The 19,192-nt window shown below is 73.2% G+C and carries 14 protein-coding genes; 5 read left to right on the forward strand and 9 right to left on the reverse strand.

The annotated features are described in order from the left end of the window. Window positions 1-45 precede the first annotated feature (45 nt). Window positions 46-687 (forward strand): MarR family winged helix-turn-helix transcriptional regulator, encoded by a 642-nt coding sequence (locus tag BBK14_RS25325; RefSeq protein WP_071065755.1) that lies wholly within the window; start codon window positions 46-48, stop codon window positions 685-687. Next, window positions 684-2,609 carry an MDR family MFS transporter gene (locus BBK14_RS25330; protein ID WP_071065756.1) on the forward strand — a complete coding sequence of 642 codons (1,926 nt, stop codon included), beginning with the start codon at window positions 684-686 and terminating at the stop codon, window positions 2,607-2,609. The genes BBK14_RS25325 and BBK14_RS25330 overlap by 4 nt, the downstream gene beginning before the upstream one ends. Here the strand turns inward: BBK14_RS25330 and BBK14_RS25335 are convergent. Next, window positions 2,588-3,298, reverse strand: a complete 711-nt coding sequence (locus BBK14_RS25335; protein WP_071065757.1) for a winged helix-turn-helix transcriptional regulator — start codon at window positions 3,296-3,298, stop codon at window positions 2,588-2,590. The genes BBK14_RS25330 and BBK14_RS25335 overlap by 22 nt on opposite strands. 101 nt (window positions 3,299-3,399) lie before the next feature. On the opposite strand from BBK14_RS25335, the gene BBK14_RS25340 reads away from it, so the two are divergent. Both BBK14_RS25340 and BBK14_RS25345 read left to right on the forward strand, forming a co-directional pair. Further along, on the forward strand, window positions 3,400-3,708 hold the full coding sequence (locus BBK14_RS25340) for a hypothetical protein (protein WP_241831843.1): 309 nt from the start codon (window positions 3,400-3,402) through the stop codon (window positions 3,706-3,708). A gap of 245 nt (window positions 3,709-3,953) precedes the next feature. Beyond that, the gene (locus tag BBK14_RS25345) at window positions 3,954-4,619 is read left to right on the forward strand and encodes an HD domain-containing protein (protein ID WP_071065758.1); all 666 of its coding nucleotides are present in this window, start codon (window positions 3,954-3,956) and stop codon (window positions 4,617-4,619) included. On the opposite strand, the gene BBK14_RS25350 is transcribed toward BBK14_RS25345, so the two are convergent. The 5 genes from BBK14_RS25350 to BBK14_RS25370 all read right to left on the reverse strand — a co-directional run bounded on the left by BBK14_RS25350 (window position 4,604) and on the right by BBK14_RS25370 (window position 12,520). Further along, on the reverse strand, window positions 4,604-5,980 hold the full coding sequence (locus BBK14_RS25350) for an AAA family ATPase (RefSeq protein ID WP_241831844.1): 1,377 nt from the start codon (window positions 5,978-5,980) through the stop codon (window positions 4,604-4,606). The genes BBK14_RS25345 and BBK14_RS25350 overlap by 16 nt on opposite strands. Continuing rightward, window positions 5,977-7,464: a hypothetical protein gene (locus tag BBK14_RS25355; protein ID WP_071065760.1), complete on the reverse strand. Its 1,488-nt coding sequence runs from the start codon at window positions 7,462-7,464 to the stop codon at window positions 5,977-5,979. Before BBK14_RS25355 ends, BBK14_RS25350 begins: the two co-directional genes overlap by 4 nt. Next, entirely contained in the window at window positions 7,461-8,639 is a 1,179-nt protein-coding gene (locus BBK14_RS25360) for a hypothetical protein (RefSeq protein ID WP_071065761.1), read from the reverse strand. Before BBK14_RS25360 ends, BBK14_RS25355 begins: the two co-directional genes overlap by 4 nt. 185 nt (window positions 8,640-8,824) lie before the next feature. Further along, window positions 8,825-10,036 carry an esterase/lipase family protein gene (locus BBK14_RS25365; RefSeq protein WP_241831845.1) on the reverse strand — a complete coding sequence of 404 codons (1,212 nt, stop codon included), beginning with the start codon at window positions 10,034-10,036 and terminating at the stop codon, window positions 8,825-8,827. 138 nt (window positions 10,037-10,174) lie between these two features. Continuing rightward, entirely contained in the window at window positions 10,175-12,520 is a 2,346-nt protein-coding gene (locus BBK14_RS25370; protein WP_071065762.1) for an MMPL family transporter, read from the reverse strand. Window positions 12,521-12,898: 378 nt separating this feature from the next. Between BBK14_RS25370 and BBK14_RS25375 the strand changes: the two genes are divergently transcribed. Then, the gene (locus tag BBK14_RS25375; protein WP_071065763.1) at window positions 12,899-13,831 is read left to right on the forward strand and encodes an aldose 1-epimerase family protein; all 933 of its coding nucleotides are present in this window, start codon (window positions 12,899-12,901) and stop codon (window positions 13,829-13,831) included. Window positions 13,832-13,909: 78 nt separating this feature from the next. On the opposite strand, the gene BBK14_RS25380 is transcribed toward BBK14_RS25375, so the two are convergent. The 3 genes from BBK14_RS25380 to BBK14_RS25390 all read right to left on the reverse strand — a co-directional run bounded on the left by BBK14_RS25380 (window position 13,910) and on the right by BBK14_RS25390 (window position 19,125). After that, on the reverse strand, window positions 13,910-17,095 hold the full coding sequence (locus tag BBK14_RS25380; RefSeq protein ID WP_071065764.1) for a TIR domain-containing protein: 3,186 nt from the start codon (window positions 17,093-17,095) through the stop codon (window positions 13,910-13,912). Window positions 17,096-17,509: 414 nt separating this feature from the next. Next, window positions 17,510-18,571 (reverse strand): non-homologous end-joining DNA ligase, encoded by a 1,062-nt coding sequence (gene ligD / locus BBK14_RS25385; protein WP_071065765.1) that lies wholly within the window; start codon window positions 18,569-18,571, stop codon window positions 17,510-17,512. Then, window positions 18,508-19,125, reverse strand: coding sequence for an effector-associated domain 2-containing protein (locus BBK14_RS25390; protein ID WP_071065766.1), 618 nt, complete (start codon window positions 19,123-19,125; stop codon window positions 18,508-18,510). Before BBK14_RS25390 ends, ligD begins: the two co-directional genes overlap by 64 nt. Window positions 19,126-19,192 lie beyond the last annotated feature (67 nt).

The following is a 19,192-nucleotide window of genomic DNA, read 5'->3' on the forward strand; positions in this document are numbered from 1 at the left end:
TCACGAGACACCGCGGCCACCGACGGCAGGGAGAGCTCCGCGAGCATGGACGAGACAGCGACCACAGACAGCAAGGCACCCGGCGGCAGGGCGCCCACGATCGCCACCGCCCCACACGACACCCCGATCGAACGTGAAGAGCAGGTCGCGCAGCTCGCGGATGATCTGGCCCGACTGATGCGCGGGCTCACCCGCGCCCGGGCCCAGCTCCTCGCCAAGGCGCGCCACGACGTGGAGTGGGCGGCGCAGATCCTCATCTCGCACCTGGCCGCGGGCGGCCCGATGCGCCTCGGCGCCCTCGCGACCTCGGTCCAGTCCGACCCGTCGACCGTCAGCAGGCAGATCGCCGCGCTGGTACGCACCGGCTACGTCGAGCGGCGCGCCGACCCCGACGACGGCCGGGCGGTGGTGCTGTATGTCACCGAGGCCGGCGAGCAGGTCTACCGGGATCATCTCCAGGTTCGCAACGAGCGCTACCAGGGCATGCTCGCCCGCTGGAGCAGCGAGGACCTCGTCACCTTCGCCACCATGCTGCGCCGGTTCGGCGACGACATGGAGGCCCACCAGCCCGCCTGGACGACGAAGCCGACCAGCGCGCTGTCCGGAATGACAAGGACCCAGGACGCCCACGACGCACCCTCGGGCCACACCGGCACGGGTCCTTCGACCAGGGAGGACTGCCGATGACCGCCGTGACCGTGGCGCCGACGCCCGCGGCACCGAGCGGGGGGATGACCCACCGGCAGATCATGACGATCGTCACCGCGCTGCTGCTCGGGACGTTCCTCGCCGCGCTCGACCAGACGGTGGTCGCGACGGCCATCCGAAGCATCGGGGACGACCTGCACGGGCTGTCCGCGCAGGCCTGGGTGACGACCGCCTTCCTCATCACCTCCACCGTCACGACGCCGCTGTACGGCAAGCTGTCCGACATCTACGGCCGCAAGCCGTTGTTCATGCTCGCGATCTCGATCTTCATCGTCGGCTCGGTGCTGTGCGGGATCGCGTCCAACATGTACGTGCTCGCCGGGTTCCGGGCCCTGCAGGGCCTCGGCGCCGGCGGGCTCTTCGCGCTCGCGATGTCGATCATGGCGGACATCGTGTCGCCACAGCAGCGTCCCAAGTACATGGCGTACTTCATGGCGACGTTCGCGACCTCCAGCGTGGCCGGTCCGGTCATCGGCGGCTTCCTGTCGGGCCGCGACAGCGTGCTCGGCCTCGCCGGCTGGCGATGGATCTTCTGGGTGAACGTCCCGATCGGCCTGATCGCCCTGGTCGTCGTCAACAGGGTGCTGCGCCCGACCGCCCAACGGGGGTCGACGAAGATCGACTGGTGGGGTACGGGCGCGATCGTGGCCGCGGTCGTCCCACTGCTCCTGGTCGCCGAGCGCGGCCGCGAGTGGGGCTGGGTCTCGATCGCCTCGATCGCCTGTTATGTGATCGGCGTCGCCGGCCTGGCCGGCTTCGTCTGGGCCGAGCAGCGGATGGGTGACGACGCGCTGATCCCCCTGCGGCTGTTCCGCATCCACACGTTCTCGGTGAGCTCGGCGCTCTCGATGGTCGTCGGTATCGGAATGTTCGGCGGGCTGGCCGCGCTCCCGCTGTACCTGCAGATCGTCAAGGGCGCGTCGCCGACCAAGGCGGGCCTCCTGCTGCTCCCGCTCATGCTCGGGGTCATGGCCGCGTCGATGACGTCCGGACGGCTGACGGCGCGCAGCGGCCGGTACCGCCGATACCCGATCATCGGATGCGTGGCGCTGCTCGTCGCACTCGGCCTGCTGTCGTTCGTCGGCGCCGACACCCCCCTGTGGCAGACCGACCTGTACATGCTGCTGTTCGGCGCCGGGCTCGGGCTGAACATGCAGACCCTCGTCCTGGCCATGCAGAACTGCGTCGCGCCGCGCGACATCGGCGTCGCGACCGCCTCGGCGACCTTCTTCCGGCAGATGGGCGGCACGCTCGGGACGGCGATGTTCCTCTCGATCCTCTTCGGCGCCGCACCGTCCAGGATCGCCGACGCCTACTCGGCGGCGGAGGGCACCCCGGAATTCGCCGCGGCGGTCGCGGCGCACCCGGACCAGCTCCAGCAGGTCACGTCGAGTGGCTCGCTGGACGACACCGGTTTCCTCCAGTCCATCGAGAAGGCCATCGCCCACCCGTTCATGGTCGGTTTCTCCGACGCGATGGACGTGATGTTCCTGGTCGGCGTCGGCGTGCTCCTGCTCGGTCTGGTGCTGGCGCTGATGCTGCGCGAGGTCCCGCTGCGCACCATGTCCGGCCTCGAGGCCGCGAAGGCCGAAGCGGCGAAGACCGAGGCCGCCAGGCCGACCGAGGCACCTCGGCCGGCGGGGCCCGCGGGCACCACCGACTCGGCCGGCCTGGCGGAGTCGGCGGGTATGGCCGAATCGGTTGGTATCGCCGAGTCGGCGGGCATCACCGACTCAGCTGACCTGGACGAATCAGACCTGGACGAATCGGCGGGCAGGGCCGAATCGGCCGACGTGGCCGAGTTGGCTGACGTGGCCGAGTTGGCCGACGTGGCCGAGCCAGCCGGTGTGGCCGGCCCGAGGCCCGCGGCCGGGGCATCTCAGGGCGAGACAGCCTCCTGATCGCGGCGTAGCCTGCCCCGCCGCAGCCCCTCCGCGAAGGCGGTGGTGCTGAACCATTCCGGGAACGCCCGTACGAGTCGGGCGGGACCATGCAGGCGCACGTGCCCGTCCACCGTGAGCTCGCGGAAGGACGCGACCCCCACCAGCCAACGGTGCATGTGCGCGGTCTCGGCCTCGAGGGTCAGATCGACGTCCCGGCCCGGGTCCTCCCGGCACACGGTCACGGTGCGCTCGTCGATGTCGAGCCACCCCTCGGCCGCTCCTGCGCCGGTGAGGACAAGATGCACGATGGTCCGCCGGTCGGGCAGCGAGCTACCGACGGCGCACTGGTGCATGCGCCACATCAGGGCCAGGCCATCGCAGTCTTCGTCGCTCGGGTCTGCGAACATCCACTCCGCCGCCCACTGGCCGAGTGCCCAGACCACGGACGCCAGCGCCGTTCCGGCCGGAGTCAGCGAGTACCGGACCCGCCGCCCCGGCACGGCCGCGGCGCGGCGCACCAGGCCACGCCGCTCGAGCGTCCGCAGCCGCTGCGCAAGCAGGGTCCGACTCAGCCTCGGCAGGCCGCGGTGGATCTCGTTGAACCCGCTCGCGCCGACACTGAGCTCGCGGAGGACGAGCGGCGTCCATCGGTCCCCTACGACCTCGACGCCGACGGCGATCGGACAGTACTCGGCGTGGCGGGCCATACCCGGATGGTCGCACCGGGCGGGCGCCGGCGGTAGTACAGATCCCGTACCGGTCCGCACCCCTGGCCCGCACTCACGGTCCCGCTCCCGCCTCGCCCGGGGTGCCGTCCCCGCTGCTGTGGGGAACCGAGCCGCACCTAGCCGATCTCTTCGGCGGTGCGATCGCCGACGCCCGCTCGACCGAACGGATCTGCACCTTCCGGTTCTCGGCCGCGGAGGAGTTCGTGGAGTTCTTCCGACGCTGGTACGGGCCGACTCACGTGGCGTTCGAGTCGCTCGACCCGACGGAGCGGAGAAACCTCGCGGCCGATCTCACGGACCTCGCGCGACGTTGGGACCGGTACCGCGGCGATCAGGACGCGGTCGCACTGCCGGCCACCTACCTCGAAACCGTGATCACCCTCCGCTAGGCCCCGGAGCAACTCTCCACGCACGAGCAATGGAGGAACGGTAGGAATCAACCATGACCGCATCATTGTCAACCCGATAGATGATCGGACTCTGTTCACACCGCAAGATGACGCACCTACCCCCGAATCCGCGCACACTGAGGGCTGGCGCCGGTTCCCGGCCTGCCCGCGAGCCGGCGAACACCCGGACCGCGGGCACGGCGGGACGGCGGCCGGCAGGCGCGCAGGCAATACGAGGAGGCCAGGTGTCGCAGTCCCCGCTCTCAGGAGAAGCGAAGTCACAGCCCTCGCCGGGTGAACCGGTCACCGCTCTCCCGTCCGCACCCGACTCGCGCCTCGCGCGGCAGCTCGCGTTCATCCTGGAGATCGACAAGCTCAAGTCGGTGCTGCGGCGAAGCGTGCTCGCCGACGGATCACGCCAGGAGAACGACGCCGAGCACTCCTGGCACCTGGCCATGATGGCCATCGTGCTCGGCGAGTACGCCGACGAGGAGGTCGACACCGGCCGCGTCCTGCGGATGCTGCTCGTCCACGACCTGGTCGAGATCTACGCGGGGGACACGTTTCTCTACGATCCCGCCGAGGCGGCCGAGCAGGAGGCGCGGGAGCGAGCGGCCGCCGACCAGCTGTTCCCCCGCCTGCCGCGGGATCAGGCCGTACAGCTGCGCAGCCTGTGGGAGGAGTTCGAGGCCCGGCGCACCCCCGACGCGCGTTTCGCCCGCGCCCTGGACCGGGTCCAGCCGCTGATCCTGAACTACGCGACGGGCGGCGGGAGCTGGCAGACCCACGGCGTGCGGGCCGAGGACGTCCTGGCCCACCAGCGCGTGATCTCCGAGGGCTCGCACGCCCTGTGGGAGTACGTCAGCCAGCTCGTGGGTGACGCCGTCCGCCGCGGCTATCTGGCGGCGTAAGCCGCGCCGCCGGCCTGGACGCTCCTGGACGCGAGGTGGGCCAGGACGGCCTGGTTCGCGGCCCAGCCGTCCGGGAACTTCACCGGCTCCCCCAGGTGCACCGGATCACTGGTCGGATGGGTGTCGAGCAGGTCCCGGATGCCGGCCCGGGCGACCACCACACACGCCTGCCGGTGCCGGGAGGCGAGGACGCACAGCCGGCCGGCCTCCAGGTGGAACGCGGTCGCGTCCCGCCGCCCGGAAAGCGGGTGCAGCACCACGGTGACGTCGTACTCCCGCCCCTGCAGGCGGTTGGCCGTGTCGACAACGACCTGCCCCGGCCCGGAGCCGTCGGCGAGGTCACCGAGCGCCGCGCGGATGGCGACGACCTGGTCGCGATGGGCGGCTCCCACCGCGACCCGGTCGGGGGTGACGGCCCGTTCGTCGGTGCCCGATCGCGCGCTCGCCCCGCGTTCGACGAGCCGCCGGGCGACGTCGGCCACCGCGCTCACCGCTTCGGCGTCCGTGCGGACGGTGTGCCGGGCCGGCAACTCGAGCAGCCCCCATCCGGTCGCGGCGGCGAGGTCGAGCACCTCGTCGGCGGGGCCGCGGGCGTGGCCCGGGATCGTCAGCGCGCGTTCGCCGGGGCCGGTGCCCGTCCGGAAGCCGACGAACGGGTAGAAGGCGTCCGCGACGACCGACTGGGCGGTGTGCGGCAGGCGCCAGGAGACGGGCAGGCGGTGCACGGGCAGGTCGGGGTTCGCCCGTTGGAGCACCGCCACCGCGCTCTGGGTGGGGTTCCAGACCAGGCCGTGCCAGCGGTCGTTCGCGACCGTCGAGAACGGGTCGAGCTGGCCCGGGTCACCGACGAACAGCGCCCGCTCGAAGCGGGAGGCGATGGCCAGCAGGGTGTCCGAGCGCATCTGGTACGCCTCGTCGACGATGGCCCACGGCCAGGTCCCCTCCCGGACGTACGCCCACTTCGCCGCGGTGGAGATCGTCACTTCGGGATCACCGAGGCCGGCGATGTCGCTGGCGGTGACGATGTTCGGCAGGTTCGCGATGCGGGCCGAAGGCGCGTATCCCGCCCGGCCGAGCCGGCCGACCCGGGCGTGGGGAACCTCGTCGGCGAGCCGCGCGGCGAGCCGTTCCACCAGGTCGTCGACCTGCTCGTTGGTCTGCGCGACGATCATCAGCGGCTCGCCGGACCCGGCGATGACCGCGGCCGCCCGGACGACGAGGGTCGACTTCCCCGCGCCGGGCGGCGAGTCGACGATGACCCCGCGGCTGTGGCCGCGCCGCAGGTCGCCCAGAACCGCCTGGATGACCCGCTCGGCCTCCTCCGCCGCCGAAGCCGACGAGGTCACCGAAGCCGCGCTCACTCCCAGGCCTCCGCCGTGTCCTGCTCGCTCGGTTCGTAGGGCTGCGGCGGGCCGCCGTGCGTCCACGGGGTGTCCTCCGCCTCCGGCATGGTGGCGGAGCGGACGCCGTCCGCCAGCACGCTGCTGTAGCAGAGGCTTTCGCCGACCTCCGGGACGGAACCGGGGGCCGGCGCCGCCGACCGGCCCATCCCGTTCTGCGCCTCCAGGGTGACCAGGATGCCGGCGTCGCACGGCTCGAGGGCGGTGACGACGCACTCCTGCCGGCGGCGTCGGGTGGCGACGACCTTCATGCCGAGCGCCAGCCGGACCGGGTCCTCGGTGCGCAGCGTCACCAGCGGGCGGGTGACCAGCCGGCCCTTGCCGCGTCCGTTGGGCACCCTGCGATCACGGTCGACGGCGACGACCGAGCCGAGGAACGCCTCGCCGGTGACCCGGTGGTCGGCCATGACGAGCGGGTCGTCGAAGGCGCGTTCGGCGTCGTAGGAGGCCTGGGCCCGCTCCATCCGGTTCAGGCGGCGCGCGGCGGCGACCGCGCCGTCCCGCCGGGCCTGCGGCAGGCCCTCCTCGATCATGTAGGTGTGGAATCCGGTGTACCGGGAGCGGTCGACCTCCCACCGCCCCGGCACCGACGCGCCGCCGGGCAGCACGCGGAGCCGGTCGAGGGCGCGCCACACGAGGTCCCAGGTCGGCTGGAGCTGGCTGTGCAGCGCCTCTTCCAGCCGCTTCACGGCGTCGGGCAGCTGGGACGGGTCCGTCACGGCGTCGTAGGCCGCGATCGCTGGGGCGAGCACCTCGTTGTCGAACCCGGGGTCGGTCGTCGGGCCGGCCGGCGGGCAGTGTCGAGGGTCCTCGGCCAGGCGGGCCGCGGCCGGGCCGTCGGCGCCCGCGGGCGGGTCGATCCAGCCCATGAGCGCGGCGAGGTTCGCGTCCTCCAGCGCGCTCTGCCCGGTCGCCCAGTGCAGGGAGAGCATCTCCGTGGCCGCCGGCATCAGGGACGAGCCGGGCACTTCGGCCCGCTCCGCGAAGAAGGTGAGCCACCGGCCGAGCAGTGGCACGCTCGGTTCCACGGCGTAGTCGCCGGTGGTCGTGCGGAACCGGGTGGAACGTCCGAAGAGCCGCACGAACGCGACCCCGGCCTGGTTCGGGACGATCAGCTGCGGCGCGTCGACGGTCCGTGGCCCGTTCGTGAGCTCCTCGATGTCAGCGGCGAAGCCGAGCACGTAGGGGAGGAAAATCTCGGCCAGGCGGGCGGCGAAGGCGAACCGCAGGTCGCGGTTGCGGGGCTGGGGCACGACGAGCAGCTCCGGGCGCTCGCGTTCGGTGCCCACCATGGCGGCCAGCGGCGCGTTCGCCTCACCGGCCATCGCCAGCGGCACGAGAATCAGCGGGCGCGCGGCGAGGTGCACGTGCCGGACGGTGGCGGTCGGCACCGCGGTTCCGGACGCCGCCGCCAGCGCACGGGCGTACGAGCTGATCGCCGTCATGGGGTCGGGCCGCGATCCCCCGCCGCGTGCTCGGTGGCGGGTCCCGCCGCGAGTCCCGCGGCGTACATCCGGGCTGTCGTGCGCAGCCGGTCGGCCGCCTCGGCCTGGTCCGCGGTGGGTGCACGGGTGCCGGCGGCGAGCTCGAGCACCTCGGCGACGGTCTCGACACCGCCCAGCTCCTCGCGCACGCTCGGGCCGAGCGCGGCGGTCCGGCCCGCGGCCTCGTGCCGGCATCGGAACGCCAGCTCGCACATGGAGAGGCAGTCCGGCGTGTACCGGGCGTCGAGACGGCTGAGCCCGGCGGCGAGCTCGGCCGCGGGGCGGGTCGGCCGGCCGTCGGGCCCCGGCGCGAGATCGAAGGTCAGGTCCGGCGGGAGCGCGGCGACCAGCGCGTCGACGGCGCTGAGCCGGGCGAGCTGATGGTCGAGGACGAGAAGTTGGCGCCGGACGTCGATCCTGGTCGCCATCGGGGCGTTCGAGAAGTCCCTGGGGCACACCAGGACCACGTCATGGGACACCGCGTCCGGCCGGCCGAGCAGCCGACGCAGCGCCAGGACGTAGACCGCGGCCTGGATGGCGGCCGCCGCGACCTTCTCCCCCTCCGCCTGGCCGTCGATGACGGGAAAGGACTTGATCTCGACCACGTGGAACAGCCCGCCGGGACGGACGAGGACGAGGTCCGGTTCGAGGTGGACGTCCTGGCCGCCGACGGCGAGACGCAGCAGCGGGTGGGTGATCAGGACGGGCCGGTCGGTACCGCTGGCCGTGCGCAGCGCGGCGACGGTGCGTTCGTGGCGCGCGGCCAGGGTCTCGTCGGGCTCGGCGTCGCCGGTGACGAGCAGCGGCTCGCCCGCCGCTGTTCCCCCGGGCTCGGTCCCCCCGGGCTCGCTCCCGAGGCACTCATGGAACATGCGGAGCAGGTCGACGCAGCCGTCGGCCTTGACCCGGGCCTCGAAGACGTTGCCACGGACGATCGCGAAGCGCGACTGGCCGAAGGCGGCCGGGAAGCCCACCTGGCGGGCGAGGAGGTCCTTGTCGACGCCGGCGGCGTCGAGCACCCCGCGGCGCGCGCAACCCGGATTGCGGGTCAGCGCCGCGATGGTCCGCGCGTCGTGCCGCCTGGGCGGGGCGGAGCCGCGGATGCGGTCAAGGCGTGACTCGGTCCGGTCCTGCACTGACTCACCCGGATGCACTGACCCACCCTCATGACGGCCGTCGTCGCGGAGCAACCGCGGGCAACGATGCCGCCGGCGGGGGCATCCGTCCAGTCTTGCGCCGGCATGTCGGTCAATGGGTTTGACGGACTGGTCGGCCGGAGCCGCGGGCGGGCGGTCCGACTCCCCGCCCGCCCGCGCCCGGGTCACCGCGCGATGCGGTCGATGACCCACCTACCGAGCTGCTCGGTCATCGCCGAATGCGCCGTGGCACGCGACGAGCACAGGAACTCGTCCAGCTCGCTCTCGGACGGGGACAGGGCGTTGATGTCGGTGTAGAGGTCGTCGTTCGTCTCGACGCCGCGAACCGCGACCGCGCTGACGGACGGCACGAAGCACACGATCCGGTGTGCGACGTCCACGCCCTCGCCGGCGTCCTTGAGCGCGTCCGCGAGAATGCCGAACGAGTCCAGGGTGCCGCCGGGCGCCCCGTCGATGTCGGGGAAGTCGTTCGTGGTGATGTCCTTCCCCCCGAGCAGCCCACGGAGCTCGGCGACGACCCGGTCGCGGCCACCGGCCTGCGTGTACAGGACGGTGTCCTTGAAGAACGGCCCGGTACAGCGCAGCGCCTCGACGCCCGGCGGGATGCCGTTGCGCCGGGCGTCGCCCACACCGTTGGCGACCCCGATCTTGCGGGGCCGCTGCGGCCAGCCGCCGACCCGCTCCAGGGCCTTCAGGAACTCCGTGCGAAGAGGATCGACGCGCGGCTGGTCGTCGGCGTTCTCGATGTGCCGCCAGACCAGCTGCCGGGAGGCAGGGCTGTTGACCTGCTTCGAGAAGGCGTCGTGGATCGGGGCGAGGATGTGCGCGATCGCCTGCAGCGAGATCGGCACGGACGCACCATGGTGCGGGCTGTCGAAGGACAGGTAGAGGGCCGTCTGGTGGTCCATCCGCTCCATCTCGAGCTTGGCGAGGGCGTAGCGGGTGACCAGGCCACCCATGCTGAACCCGCCGACCGTCAGCGGCTGGTCGCCCTGCCGCTCCCCGATGGCACGGAGAATGATCTCGGTGACGACCCTGGCGTTGTCGAGAATCGACGCGCTGCGCTCGTCGAAACCGATCAGGACGACGTCCTGGCCGCGCTCACGCAGCTCGGTCAGGAAACGGAACGGATCGCCGTCGAGCCCCTCCCACAGCCAGTCGAAATCCGTCGGCCCCATGTTGAAGCCGTCGGCGAGCAGGACGGGGCGAACCAGTCCCTTGTTCCCGGCCCCGAGCCAGACCCGGGCCGTACCGCCTTGGACCTTCCATTCCATGTCGGGCTTTGGCGCACGTACACCGGCCTGTGCTCCGGCCGGGGTGACCAGCCCGACCGGACCCATCGCCTTCTTTATCTTGTTCAGATCCTTGGCAGCCACCGATGAATCTCCTCCCCGTACGGCGGACAAGTACGCGAGGAGTATTACCGGAAACCCGGGAGATCGCCGCCCCGAGACAATTCGCCCCGGGGACAGTTCGCCCCAGGGAAGTTCGCCCCGGGAACGATTATGAAACGACTACCGATGGGCGGCGGACGCCTTGGCCACGGTCGCCGCCTCGGGCTCGGCGGCCCTGGCGGCGGCGCCCTGTCTGCGGCGCAGCGCGCGATCACCCTGCCACCGCTGCCCCAGGTGCACCGACGCGGGCAGGATGGCGGCGCGCAGCACGACGGCGTCCACGGCGACCCCGATCGCCAGGCCGCACCCGAGCATCTTCAGCGTTCTGGACGGCTGCGCCGCGATCGCGAGGAACACGAACAGCATCACGAAATTCATCGTCAGCACCACATGCCCCAGGTCGGCGTGGCCCCGGCGGACGGCGTCCCGGCCGTCGCGGATCGGGTCGGGTCGGGCGCCGTCCCGGCGCCGGGCGAAGGCCCGGCCGATGCCCCGCAGCGCTCCCCCACGGCCGGTGCCGGTGCCGGAGCCGGCCGGATCGGTGCCGCCGCCCGCACGCAGCCGGGTGAGCAGGACCAGGTTCATCCCCGGGGCCAGCCCGAAGACCGCGAGCATGATCGGCACGAGCACGAACGGCTCGGCGGGGCTGGTCATGACGCCGAGGCGGCGCGCGATCTCCTCGTCCTGGAAGAACACGCGCAGCATGCCGGCGGAGGCCAGCACGCTCAGCACGGCGGCCGCCCCGAGCACGGCGGCGAGCGGTATCGACCCGGCGACCGCGAACGTCACGAGGCCGATGGTGAGCAGCACGACGGCCAGGAACAGCGGCAGGGTCGAGCGGAAGCTGCTCGCAGCGTCGTCGAACATCGCGGTGGGCCCGCCGACGGCGGCGTTGGTGACACTGCCACGCAGCGCCGTGGGCAGCACGTCATCGCGCATCCGCCGCACCAGGTCGCTGGCCTGCGGGCTGCGCGGAGCGGCGGCGGGCAGCACGCGCACGATGGCCGGCCCGAGGCGGGGGTCGTCCAGTGACACCGCGGCGGTGTGCACGCCCGGGGTCGCGCGCAGCACCGCGGCGACCTCCCCGGGCTGGACGATCCGTCCCCCGCCCGGCACGCTCCTGGGGTCACCGCGGTCGACGGCCACCAGGATCGGGCCGTTCAGACCGGGAAAGAAGCCCTCGCTGATCAGGTCGTAGGCGCGCCGGGTGGTCATCGAGGTCGGGTCGGTGCCCGCGTCGCCACCGCCGAGGCGAAGCCCGTCGGTCTGGTTGGCCAGCGACATCAGCAGGACCCCGGCCGCGACGACGACCAGCGCCGGGTACCGGCCGACCTGCGCGGCCCACCAGGAGCGCACACCGGGCCGCCGCGCCAGGCCGGCACCGGCCATCGCCAGGTAGTGCCGTTCGGCCCAGCCGAGCAGCCGCACCCCGCCGGCGGCGACCAGCGCCGGCAGCAGGGTGAGGACGACCAGGACGGCCAGCGCGGCGGCCCCCGACGCGGCGAGCGCCAGGCCACCGAACCCGCTCAGCCCGAGCGCGGCGACCGCGAGCAGGGCGAGGCTCACGCCCAGGCCACCGACGGCCACCGCCGCGCCCGTGGACGTCGTCGCCGACGCGGCGGCCTGCAGCCGGTTCTGCCCGCTCAGCAGGGCCGACTGGGCCCGGTGCACGACCACCACCGCGCTGCCCAGGCACGTCCCGAACGCCAGGACCGCGGCAGTGACGGGAGCGAACGGCGGCAGCTGGGTGGTGTGTGACAGGCGCGCGGTGACGGCGACCGCCAGCAGGGTGCAGACCGCCGCCGGCAGCAGGCACACCAGCATGCCCAGTCGGGACCGCAGCGTGACGCCGAGCAGGACGAGCGCGGCGAACGCGGCGACGACGAGCGGGGCCAACGAGAGCTGCGCTGACCCGATCATGGTGGCCCCCGACCCGGACGCCTCGACCTGCAACTCCGGGCCGTCGTAGGCACGGGAGGCCTCGATGACCCGGTGCACGTCGTCGAGGTCGGGCTCGAGCGCACCGCCGTCCATCAGGACGGAGATCAGCGCGGTGCGCCGGTCGGCGCTGATCGGATCCACTCCGGCGGTGGCGGCGCCCAGCGGCCCCGCCGGGTCGGCGACGAACGTGACGCCGGGCAGCCGGCCGACCTCCGCGACCAGGGCGGTGATCCGGTCGCGGGCGCGGCCGCCGTCAACTGTGCCGCGGCGGGCCCGGACGACGATCGTCTCGACGTCGGGGAGATGCCGGCCGGGTGAGGCCCGCGCGACACCATCCATTGCCCGCGCGGATTCCGAACCGGCGGGGGCGACTTCCTGGGTGTACCGGGCGCCCCCGTCCCGGATGTAGTGGACGGCGGGAACGAGGGCGACCAACCAGGCCGCCAGGACGAGCCATCGGTAGCGGGCACAGCAACGCGCGAGAAGTCCCACGAACCCGGCGAGCTTCTCGGGCCTGTCGGTCATTTGAACACCCTAGAACGGCAGATAATCGACCAATCCGCCGTTAGTGGGGTCGTCCACAATAATCCGGACACTCATCTTTTCCGGTGCACAGACAACCGAGACACCGGGCGCCACCCGAARCACCGATAAACAAGACGAAAGTGTAATCCTGGCGGCCGGTGGCGGGGGAGAGATCGTCCCGGGCGCGTAACCATGCGCCTCGCCGGTGGCTGGGCGGCGTGATGCTGTGGCGTCGCTCGCCCGTGAGAAGGCCCACCCGGCACCGCCGATGCCCGGCGCGACGCCGGCGGGTGCCATCGCGATGATGGACCCGGGCCACCCGGTCCCGTGGCGCCAGGCCACGGGCGTGCGGGCAGCCACGGGGACGGAGGCAGTGCGGTGGAGACGACAGCGCCGTCCGGGCGCCAGCTCGAGCTGGTCCACGGCGAGAGCCGCGCGGTGGTCACCGAGGTCGGCGGCGGCCTGCGCGACTACCGGGTCGGCGCCGTCACGGTGCTCGACGGCTACGGCCCCGGGGAGATGGCCGGCCGCGGCCGGGGGCAGCTCCTGCTGCCGTGGCCGAACCGGGTCGCCGCCGGCCGCTACACCTTCCGCGGGACGAGCCACCAGCTCCCGGTGAACGAGGTGGCGCTGGGCAACGCCAGCCACGGCCTGACCCGCTGGCTCGGCTGGGAGCTCGAACGCCTGGACGCGGGCGCGGCGTGGGCCCAGGTCGTACTGCGCGCCCAGTCGGGGTACCCGTTCACCGTCGCCTTCTCCGCCCTGTACCGGCTGGACGGCGACGGGCTGACCGTCTCACTCACCGCGACGAACCTGGGCGACACCGCGGCGCCGGTAGGCATGGGCGCCCACCCGTACTTCGTCCTCGCCGGCGCGGACGGATCACCCGCACCGGCCGACGACATGACGGTCACGGTGCCCGCGGCGACCCGCCTGCTGACCGACGAGCGCCTCATCCCCGTCGGCGCCGAGGACGTCGCCGGCGGGCCGTTCGACCTGCGCGAACCCCGCCCGCTGGGCGGGCTGATCCTCGACACCTGCTTCACCGATCTCGAGCGGGCGGCGGACGGCCGGGCCCGCGTTACACTCGCCGCGGCCGGTGGCACCCTGACGATCTGGCAGGACGCCGCCTGGCCCTACGTCCAGTTGTTCACCGGGGACACCTTCCCCCCCGGCCAGCGGCGGCGCAGCATCGCCGTCGAGCCGATGACCTGCCCGGCGAACGCGTTCAACAGCGGCGACGGGCTGCGGGTACTCGAGCCGGGCGAGTCGTTCGCCGGTTCCTGGGGGGTGCGCCCCGACCTGCGCTGAGCGCGGGCCGGGCCAGGCCAGGCCCGGCCCAGCTGGGTCTGGCGCGGCTGGGTCTGGCGCGGCTGGTTGCCGAGCCCGTCAGCGGGCGAGCAGCAGGTCGAACTGAGCCTGCGCGGCCTCCGGCGAGTCACGCAGCAGCCGGACGAAGCGGCGGACGGCCTCGACCCCCTCGGCCTCGTAGCGCTCCTCCAGTACGTCGGCCCCGCGGTACGGCCAGGACCGCAGCGAGCCCGACCGGATGTAGCGGGCGCACTCGTCCCACATCCGCGGGTCACGGCGGTAGAAGTGCCGCTGCGTCCACGCCGCCAGGGCCTCGTTCAGCCGGGAGGCCGCCGTCCAGGCGGGTGTGCCGGCCGCACCGGCCCGGGCACCGTGGTCGTCCAGGCCGGTGGCGATCGCCGCGTGGGCGTGCTCGTGCACCAGCGCCATCTCGCAGAACGCGGCGGCCCGGTCCCAGGTCGGCTCGTCCACGACCGCGTCGCCACGCAGCGAGGCCGCGATCCGGCCGAAGGCACCGGCCCCCATGAGCACGGCCGGCGCGGACGTCGGCACGAGCATGCCGGAGCGCCCGAACCGCCCCGCCCCGCCGGTATGCCGGAAGACACCGAAGGCGGGCGCGCCGGAGCGCAGGTAGTCGGAGACGACCCGCTCCCGGGTGTCGACCAGCAGCCGGAGATCCTCCAGCGCGGCGACGAGCCGGGCCCGGAAGGCGTGGTCGACCGGCGGGTCGACGACCACGCCGCCCACCGAACGCTCGATCGCCCCCGCGGCGCGCGGCCCCAGCTCGGCGACTAGCCTGACGCGTACCTCGGGGTCGATGCGATTACGCGAGTTCGCCCGGATGTGCCGGTCGACGTAGCGGGTGACCAGCTCGCAGTACAGACCGGCGAAGCTGGGGAAGTCCTCGGCGCAACGCTGGCGCCAGATCAGGGGCGGCTCGGGGCCGGCCGGGGGCTCGGGGCCGTCGCTGAGGTCCGTGGGCTGCCCCGCCAGGTAGCGGCGGGCGTTACGGACGAAGCCGCCCGCCGCCTCCCGCCGAACGTGCTCAAGGTCGGTGCCGGGCCCGACGTCCAACACGTGGGAGTGGAAGATCAGCAGAAGCTCGCGGACGCGGCCGGTCACCGCCTCGTCCTCGACGTCGAGCACGCCGGGCAGGATGTCACCGGTGTTCTCGTCCGCGAGGTGCCGCGCGTCCGGCTCGCAGTTGCGGCGCAGGCTGGTGACCGTCGTGTCGTCGGTGACGTAGGTCGGCGGCGGGTAGTAGCGCAGGCCGGTGAGATCCTCCAGGAACGGCACGACCGTGCGCAGCGACTCCCCGATCCGTTCGACGTTGCCGCTCGACAGCGCCGGGACGAGCGAGAAGACCGGGAAGGTGACGTCCACCCGCCGCGGCACCGTGCCCGCGTCGCGCCGATCGGCCGCCTCGCTGCCGGGACCGCTCGCGTGGCCCGGGCCGTTCGGGCCGTGCGGACCGCCCGAGCCGTTCGGGCCGTGCGGACCGCCGGACGCGGTCGGGCCCGGCGGGACGGGAGCGGCGTCCGCGGCGGCGCCGGCACGGGCACCCGCGGCGCCAGGGCCCGCGCCTGCGCCCGCCCGGGCGAGGTTCGCGAGGCGGTCCAGCGCGGTGGACCAGCGATCGACCTGCCGGAACGGGAGATCCACGAGCGGCAGCGGCGGCTCGGGTACCGGCCGGGACCACTGGAACGGGAAGACGAACGCGCCCTCCGGTCGGCGGTTCGCGGCGACCTCCAACGCCCGGCGCCATTCCTTCTCCACGTAGTCCGCCGCCGCGGAGGCCGGGGACCAGAAGAGCGCGAAAAGGTCGGCGCGCTCGATCGCCACCTCGAGTTCGGGTTTCCACTCCCGGGCCCCGTCGACGTCGAGGACGTCCATGAACAGGGTGATGCCCAGCGCCCGGTAGATCTCCCGGAATCGGCGGGCGATGTCGATGTCGGCCCACGCGTAGGAACCGTAGATCTCGCGGAACATCGGCGCCGAGCCTGTCACCGTCACCGGCGTTGTCGACGGGTCCGCGGCGGTGGAGACGGCGAGATCCAGCGGAATCCGTGCGACGGGAAGGCCGTCGAGGCTGATCTGGACATGCCCGCGACAGCGCTCATCGCCGCCGTCGCCCGGCGCGTGGATGACCTCGAACGAGGCCGTCTCCGGCTCCGGCCCCCATACGACGGGAATCCGCGGTGGCCGGAAACGCAGATGGGGAACCGCGGGGGCGATTTCGAGCTCGGTCCCGGCCGGAATCGATCCGGGCGCCGCGGGCACCCCGACGGTGACCGGCCGCCACCCGAGCGCGGAGGCGGCCGCGGGATGACGCGTGGTGAACCGCACCGCCGACGGCTCGGCCGGAACGACCGGCGGAACCGGCTCGCCCGGCGCCACCTGGACGGGCGCCGTCGGCTCGGCGGGCGCCGTCGGCTCGGCGGGCACCGTCGGCTCGGCGGGCACCGTCGGCTCGGCGGGCACCGTCGGCTCGGCGGGCACCGTCGGCTCGGCGGGCACCGTCGGCTCGGCCGCAGCGGTTCCGGCCGCCGCGGCGCCAGCCGCTGCCGTACCGGAGGCCGCGGTGGAGGCGGGCCGCGCACCGGGCTCCGCCGCCGCTACCGGATCGGCGGGCGCGACCGACTCCGCCGGCACGGTGGGCTCCGCCGTCACTACCGGCTCCGCGGGCGCGGTGGGCGCGGCTGGTCGTGGGCGACCGAAGGTGTTCCGGCGCCGGGTGGCCGGCCGGCCGGACTCCGCCTCGGCCTGCCGGAGCTGCCACGCGGCGCGCCGGCCGGCGGCGGCGACGGCGCTCGCCAGGCCGCCCTCGCCCATCGCGGCCTCCCAGGCGCCTCCGGTGACACCGACGATCGCACCGGCCATCTCGCTCACCCTCCGCGATGGGTCGAGCACGACAATGTCGACCGTGATGCGGGCACGCGCGCAGTCGTAGGCGGCCTGGAGCAGGTCCCCTGGTGCCGTGAGGTCGTCGGTGACCAGCAGCAGGCGGACGAACAGCGGCTTCTCGGTCAGCTCGGCGACGTGTAGCCGGGCCCGTTCCAGCGCGGCGGCGAGATCGGTGGCACCGGTCGGGGCCGCAGTGCGCAGCGTGCGCTCGAAGGCTGCCCGCTCGCCGGCCAAACCCTGGTAGACCACGTCGGCGGAGTCGACGAATCCGACCAGGACGGTCGGCATGTCCGGCGGCAGGGTGGCCAGCGTGTTCGCGACGCTCTCCACCGCGACATCGAGCTTGCGCCGGCCGACCACTCCGTGCTGATCGGAGCCTGGTCGCTCGCCACCATGCTTACCGGAAACTGAATTTTCGGGAACAGCCTGGTCAGGGCCCTGATCGGGGGTAGCTGAGCCGGCTGGAGAGCGCCCGTGGCGACGTCCGGCGAGGTGCGGGAAAGTCCGTGGGCCGGCGCCGCGCCGCGCACTTCCGCGGCGGCCGAACAGTGGCCGGGCGGAATCGACGGCGAACGGCTCGGTCATGGACGCCGAATGGTCTAGCAGAACAATCCACACCGCGCCGACTCCCCCCTGACCGACGGCAACCGGAACGGGACCTCGGGTATGTGGATCAGCGTACGCGAGCGGTGCGACGGCGGCGGTTACGGGCTGTCGGCCGTAACGAAACTGTCGCTCCGTTTCCGGCCGTCAATCGTTACGGGCCACCGGCCGTCAGCGGGGTTTCTTCGCGCGGCTCGGCTGCACGCGCCGTGGCTCACCCGCCATCTTCGGGTGGTCGGGCGGATAGGGCATGTCCTCGAGGCCGTGCTCGCGCAGGTCGCGCTCCCACCACTCGAGCAGCGGCGTGAGATCGTGCGCTGTCTCGTCGATGCCCGCCCAGAGGTCACCGAGGCGCGCGAAGCGCTCGGGCACCGTGCGGACGGTGAAGTCACGCGGCTCGGCGTCGGCGAGCTCGTCCCAGCCGAGCGGGGTGGAGACCGGTGCCCAGGCACGCGCCCGCGCCGAGTAGGCCGAGGCGATCGTGCGGTCGCGGGCATTTTGGTTGAAGTCGACGAACACCTTCTCGCCGCGCTGCTCCTTCCACCAGGCGGTGGTCACCAGGTCGGGTCGGCGTCGCTCCAGCTCCCGGGCGAGCGCGATGGCCGTCTGGCGCACCTCGGTGAACGTCCACCGTGGCTGGAGCCGGACGTACACGTGCACGCCACGGCCACCGCTCGTCTTGGGCCAGCCCACCCAGCCCAGTTCGTCGAGCAGCGCGTGGGTCTCGGTGGCGACGGTCACCGCGTCGGCGAAGTCGGTGCCCGGCTGCGGGTCGAGGTCGATGCGCAGCTCGTCGGGATGGTCGACGTCGCCGCGCCGCACCGGCCACGGGTGGAACGTGATGGTGCCCAGGTTCGCCGCCCAGGCCACGACGGCCGGTTCGGTCACGCAGATCTCGTCGGCCGTGCGCCCGCTGGGGAACGTGATCCGCGCTGTTTCCACATAGGACGGCGCGTTCTTCGGGACGCGCTTCTGGTAGAACGCGTCGCCCGGTGCCCCGTCGCGCTGGGTGAGCTGGGCGCCCTCGACCACGCCGCCGGGCCACCGCTCCAGCGTCGTCGGCCGCAGGTGCAGGGCCCGGACGAGCCCGTCGGCGACCGCAATGTAGTAGCGGACAAGTTCGACCTTGGTGACGCCGGCCTCGGGGAAGTACACCCGGTCGGGATTCGTCACCCGCACCGACTGGTCGCCGACCACCAGCTCGACCGGCTCACCGCGCTTGGACACCGCCATGGGGGGACGGTAACCCCGAGGTCCGACGAGACACGGCCCGACGGACCGGAATCCGCGGAGACGGTCGCGGCCGGCGGCGGTGGCGCAGTGGCCGGCGGTGGCGGTGGCGGTGGCGGCGCCTCGGGCGAGGCCGGGCCGCACCCGCCGACCTGTGCGCCCGGCGGAGATGTCCCGGCTCTGGCTGCCCCGGCCCGATCGTCCGCCGTGCTCCGTTCTCCGCCGGCCGCACCGGCCGCGACGATACGGGCGACCTCCGCCGCCAGCCGGGAACCGGGCTGGAGGTCGCTGACAGCACGGGACAGCGCGGCGAGCCCGCCCGGCTCCTCGGCGAGCTCGTCCACAAGCGCGATGAACCACAGGCGCGTCATGTCGTACTCGACGAGGTGCAGCCGGCGGCCCGGACCAAGGCGCCGAGCGATCCTGTCCCGCAGCAGGCGCCGCGCGGACGTCCCGGCAAAGCCGGGCGCCGCGTCGAGGACGTCCACCAGAGTGCCGCGGAACGAACAGCTGAGGTCGGCCGGAGCGGTCGTCCCCTCCGGCGGCTGCGTGCTCAATGTGCGTTCTTCACCGAAGGGCACTCCCGCCAAGGGCATCGGACGACCCCCGTTCTGAAGAGCGCTG

The organism is Parafrankia soli (assembly GCF_001854695.1).
Classification (GTDB): domain Bacteria; phylum Actinomycetota; class Actinomycetes; order Frankiales; family Frankiaceae; genus Parafrankia; species Parafrankia soli.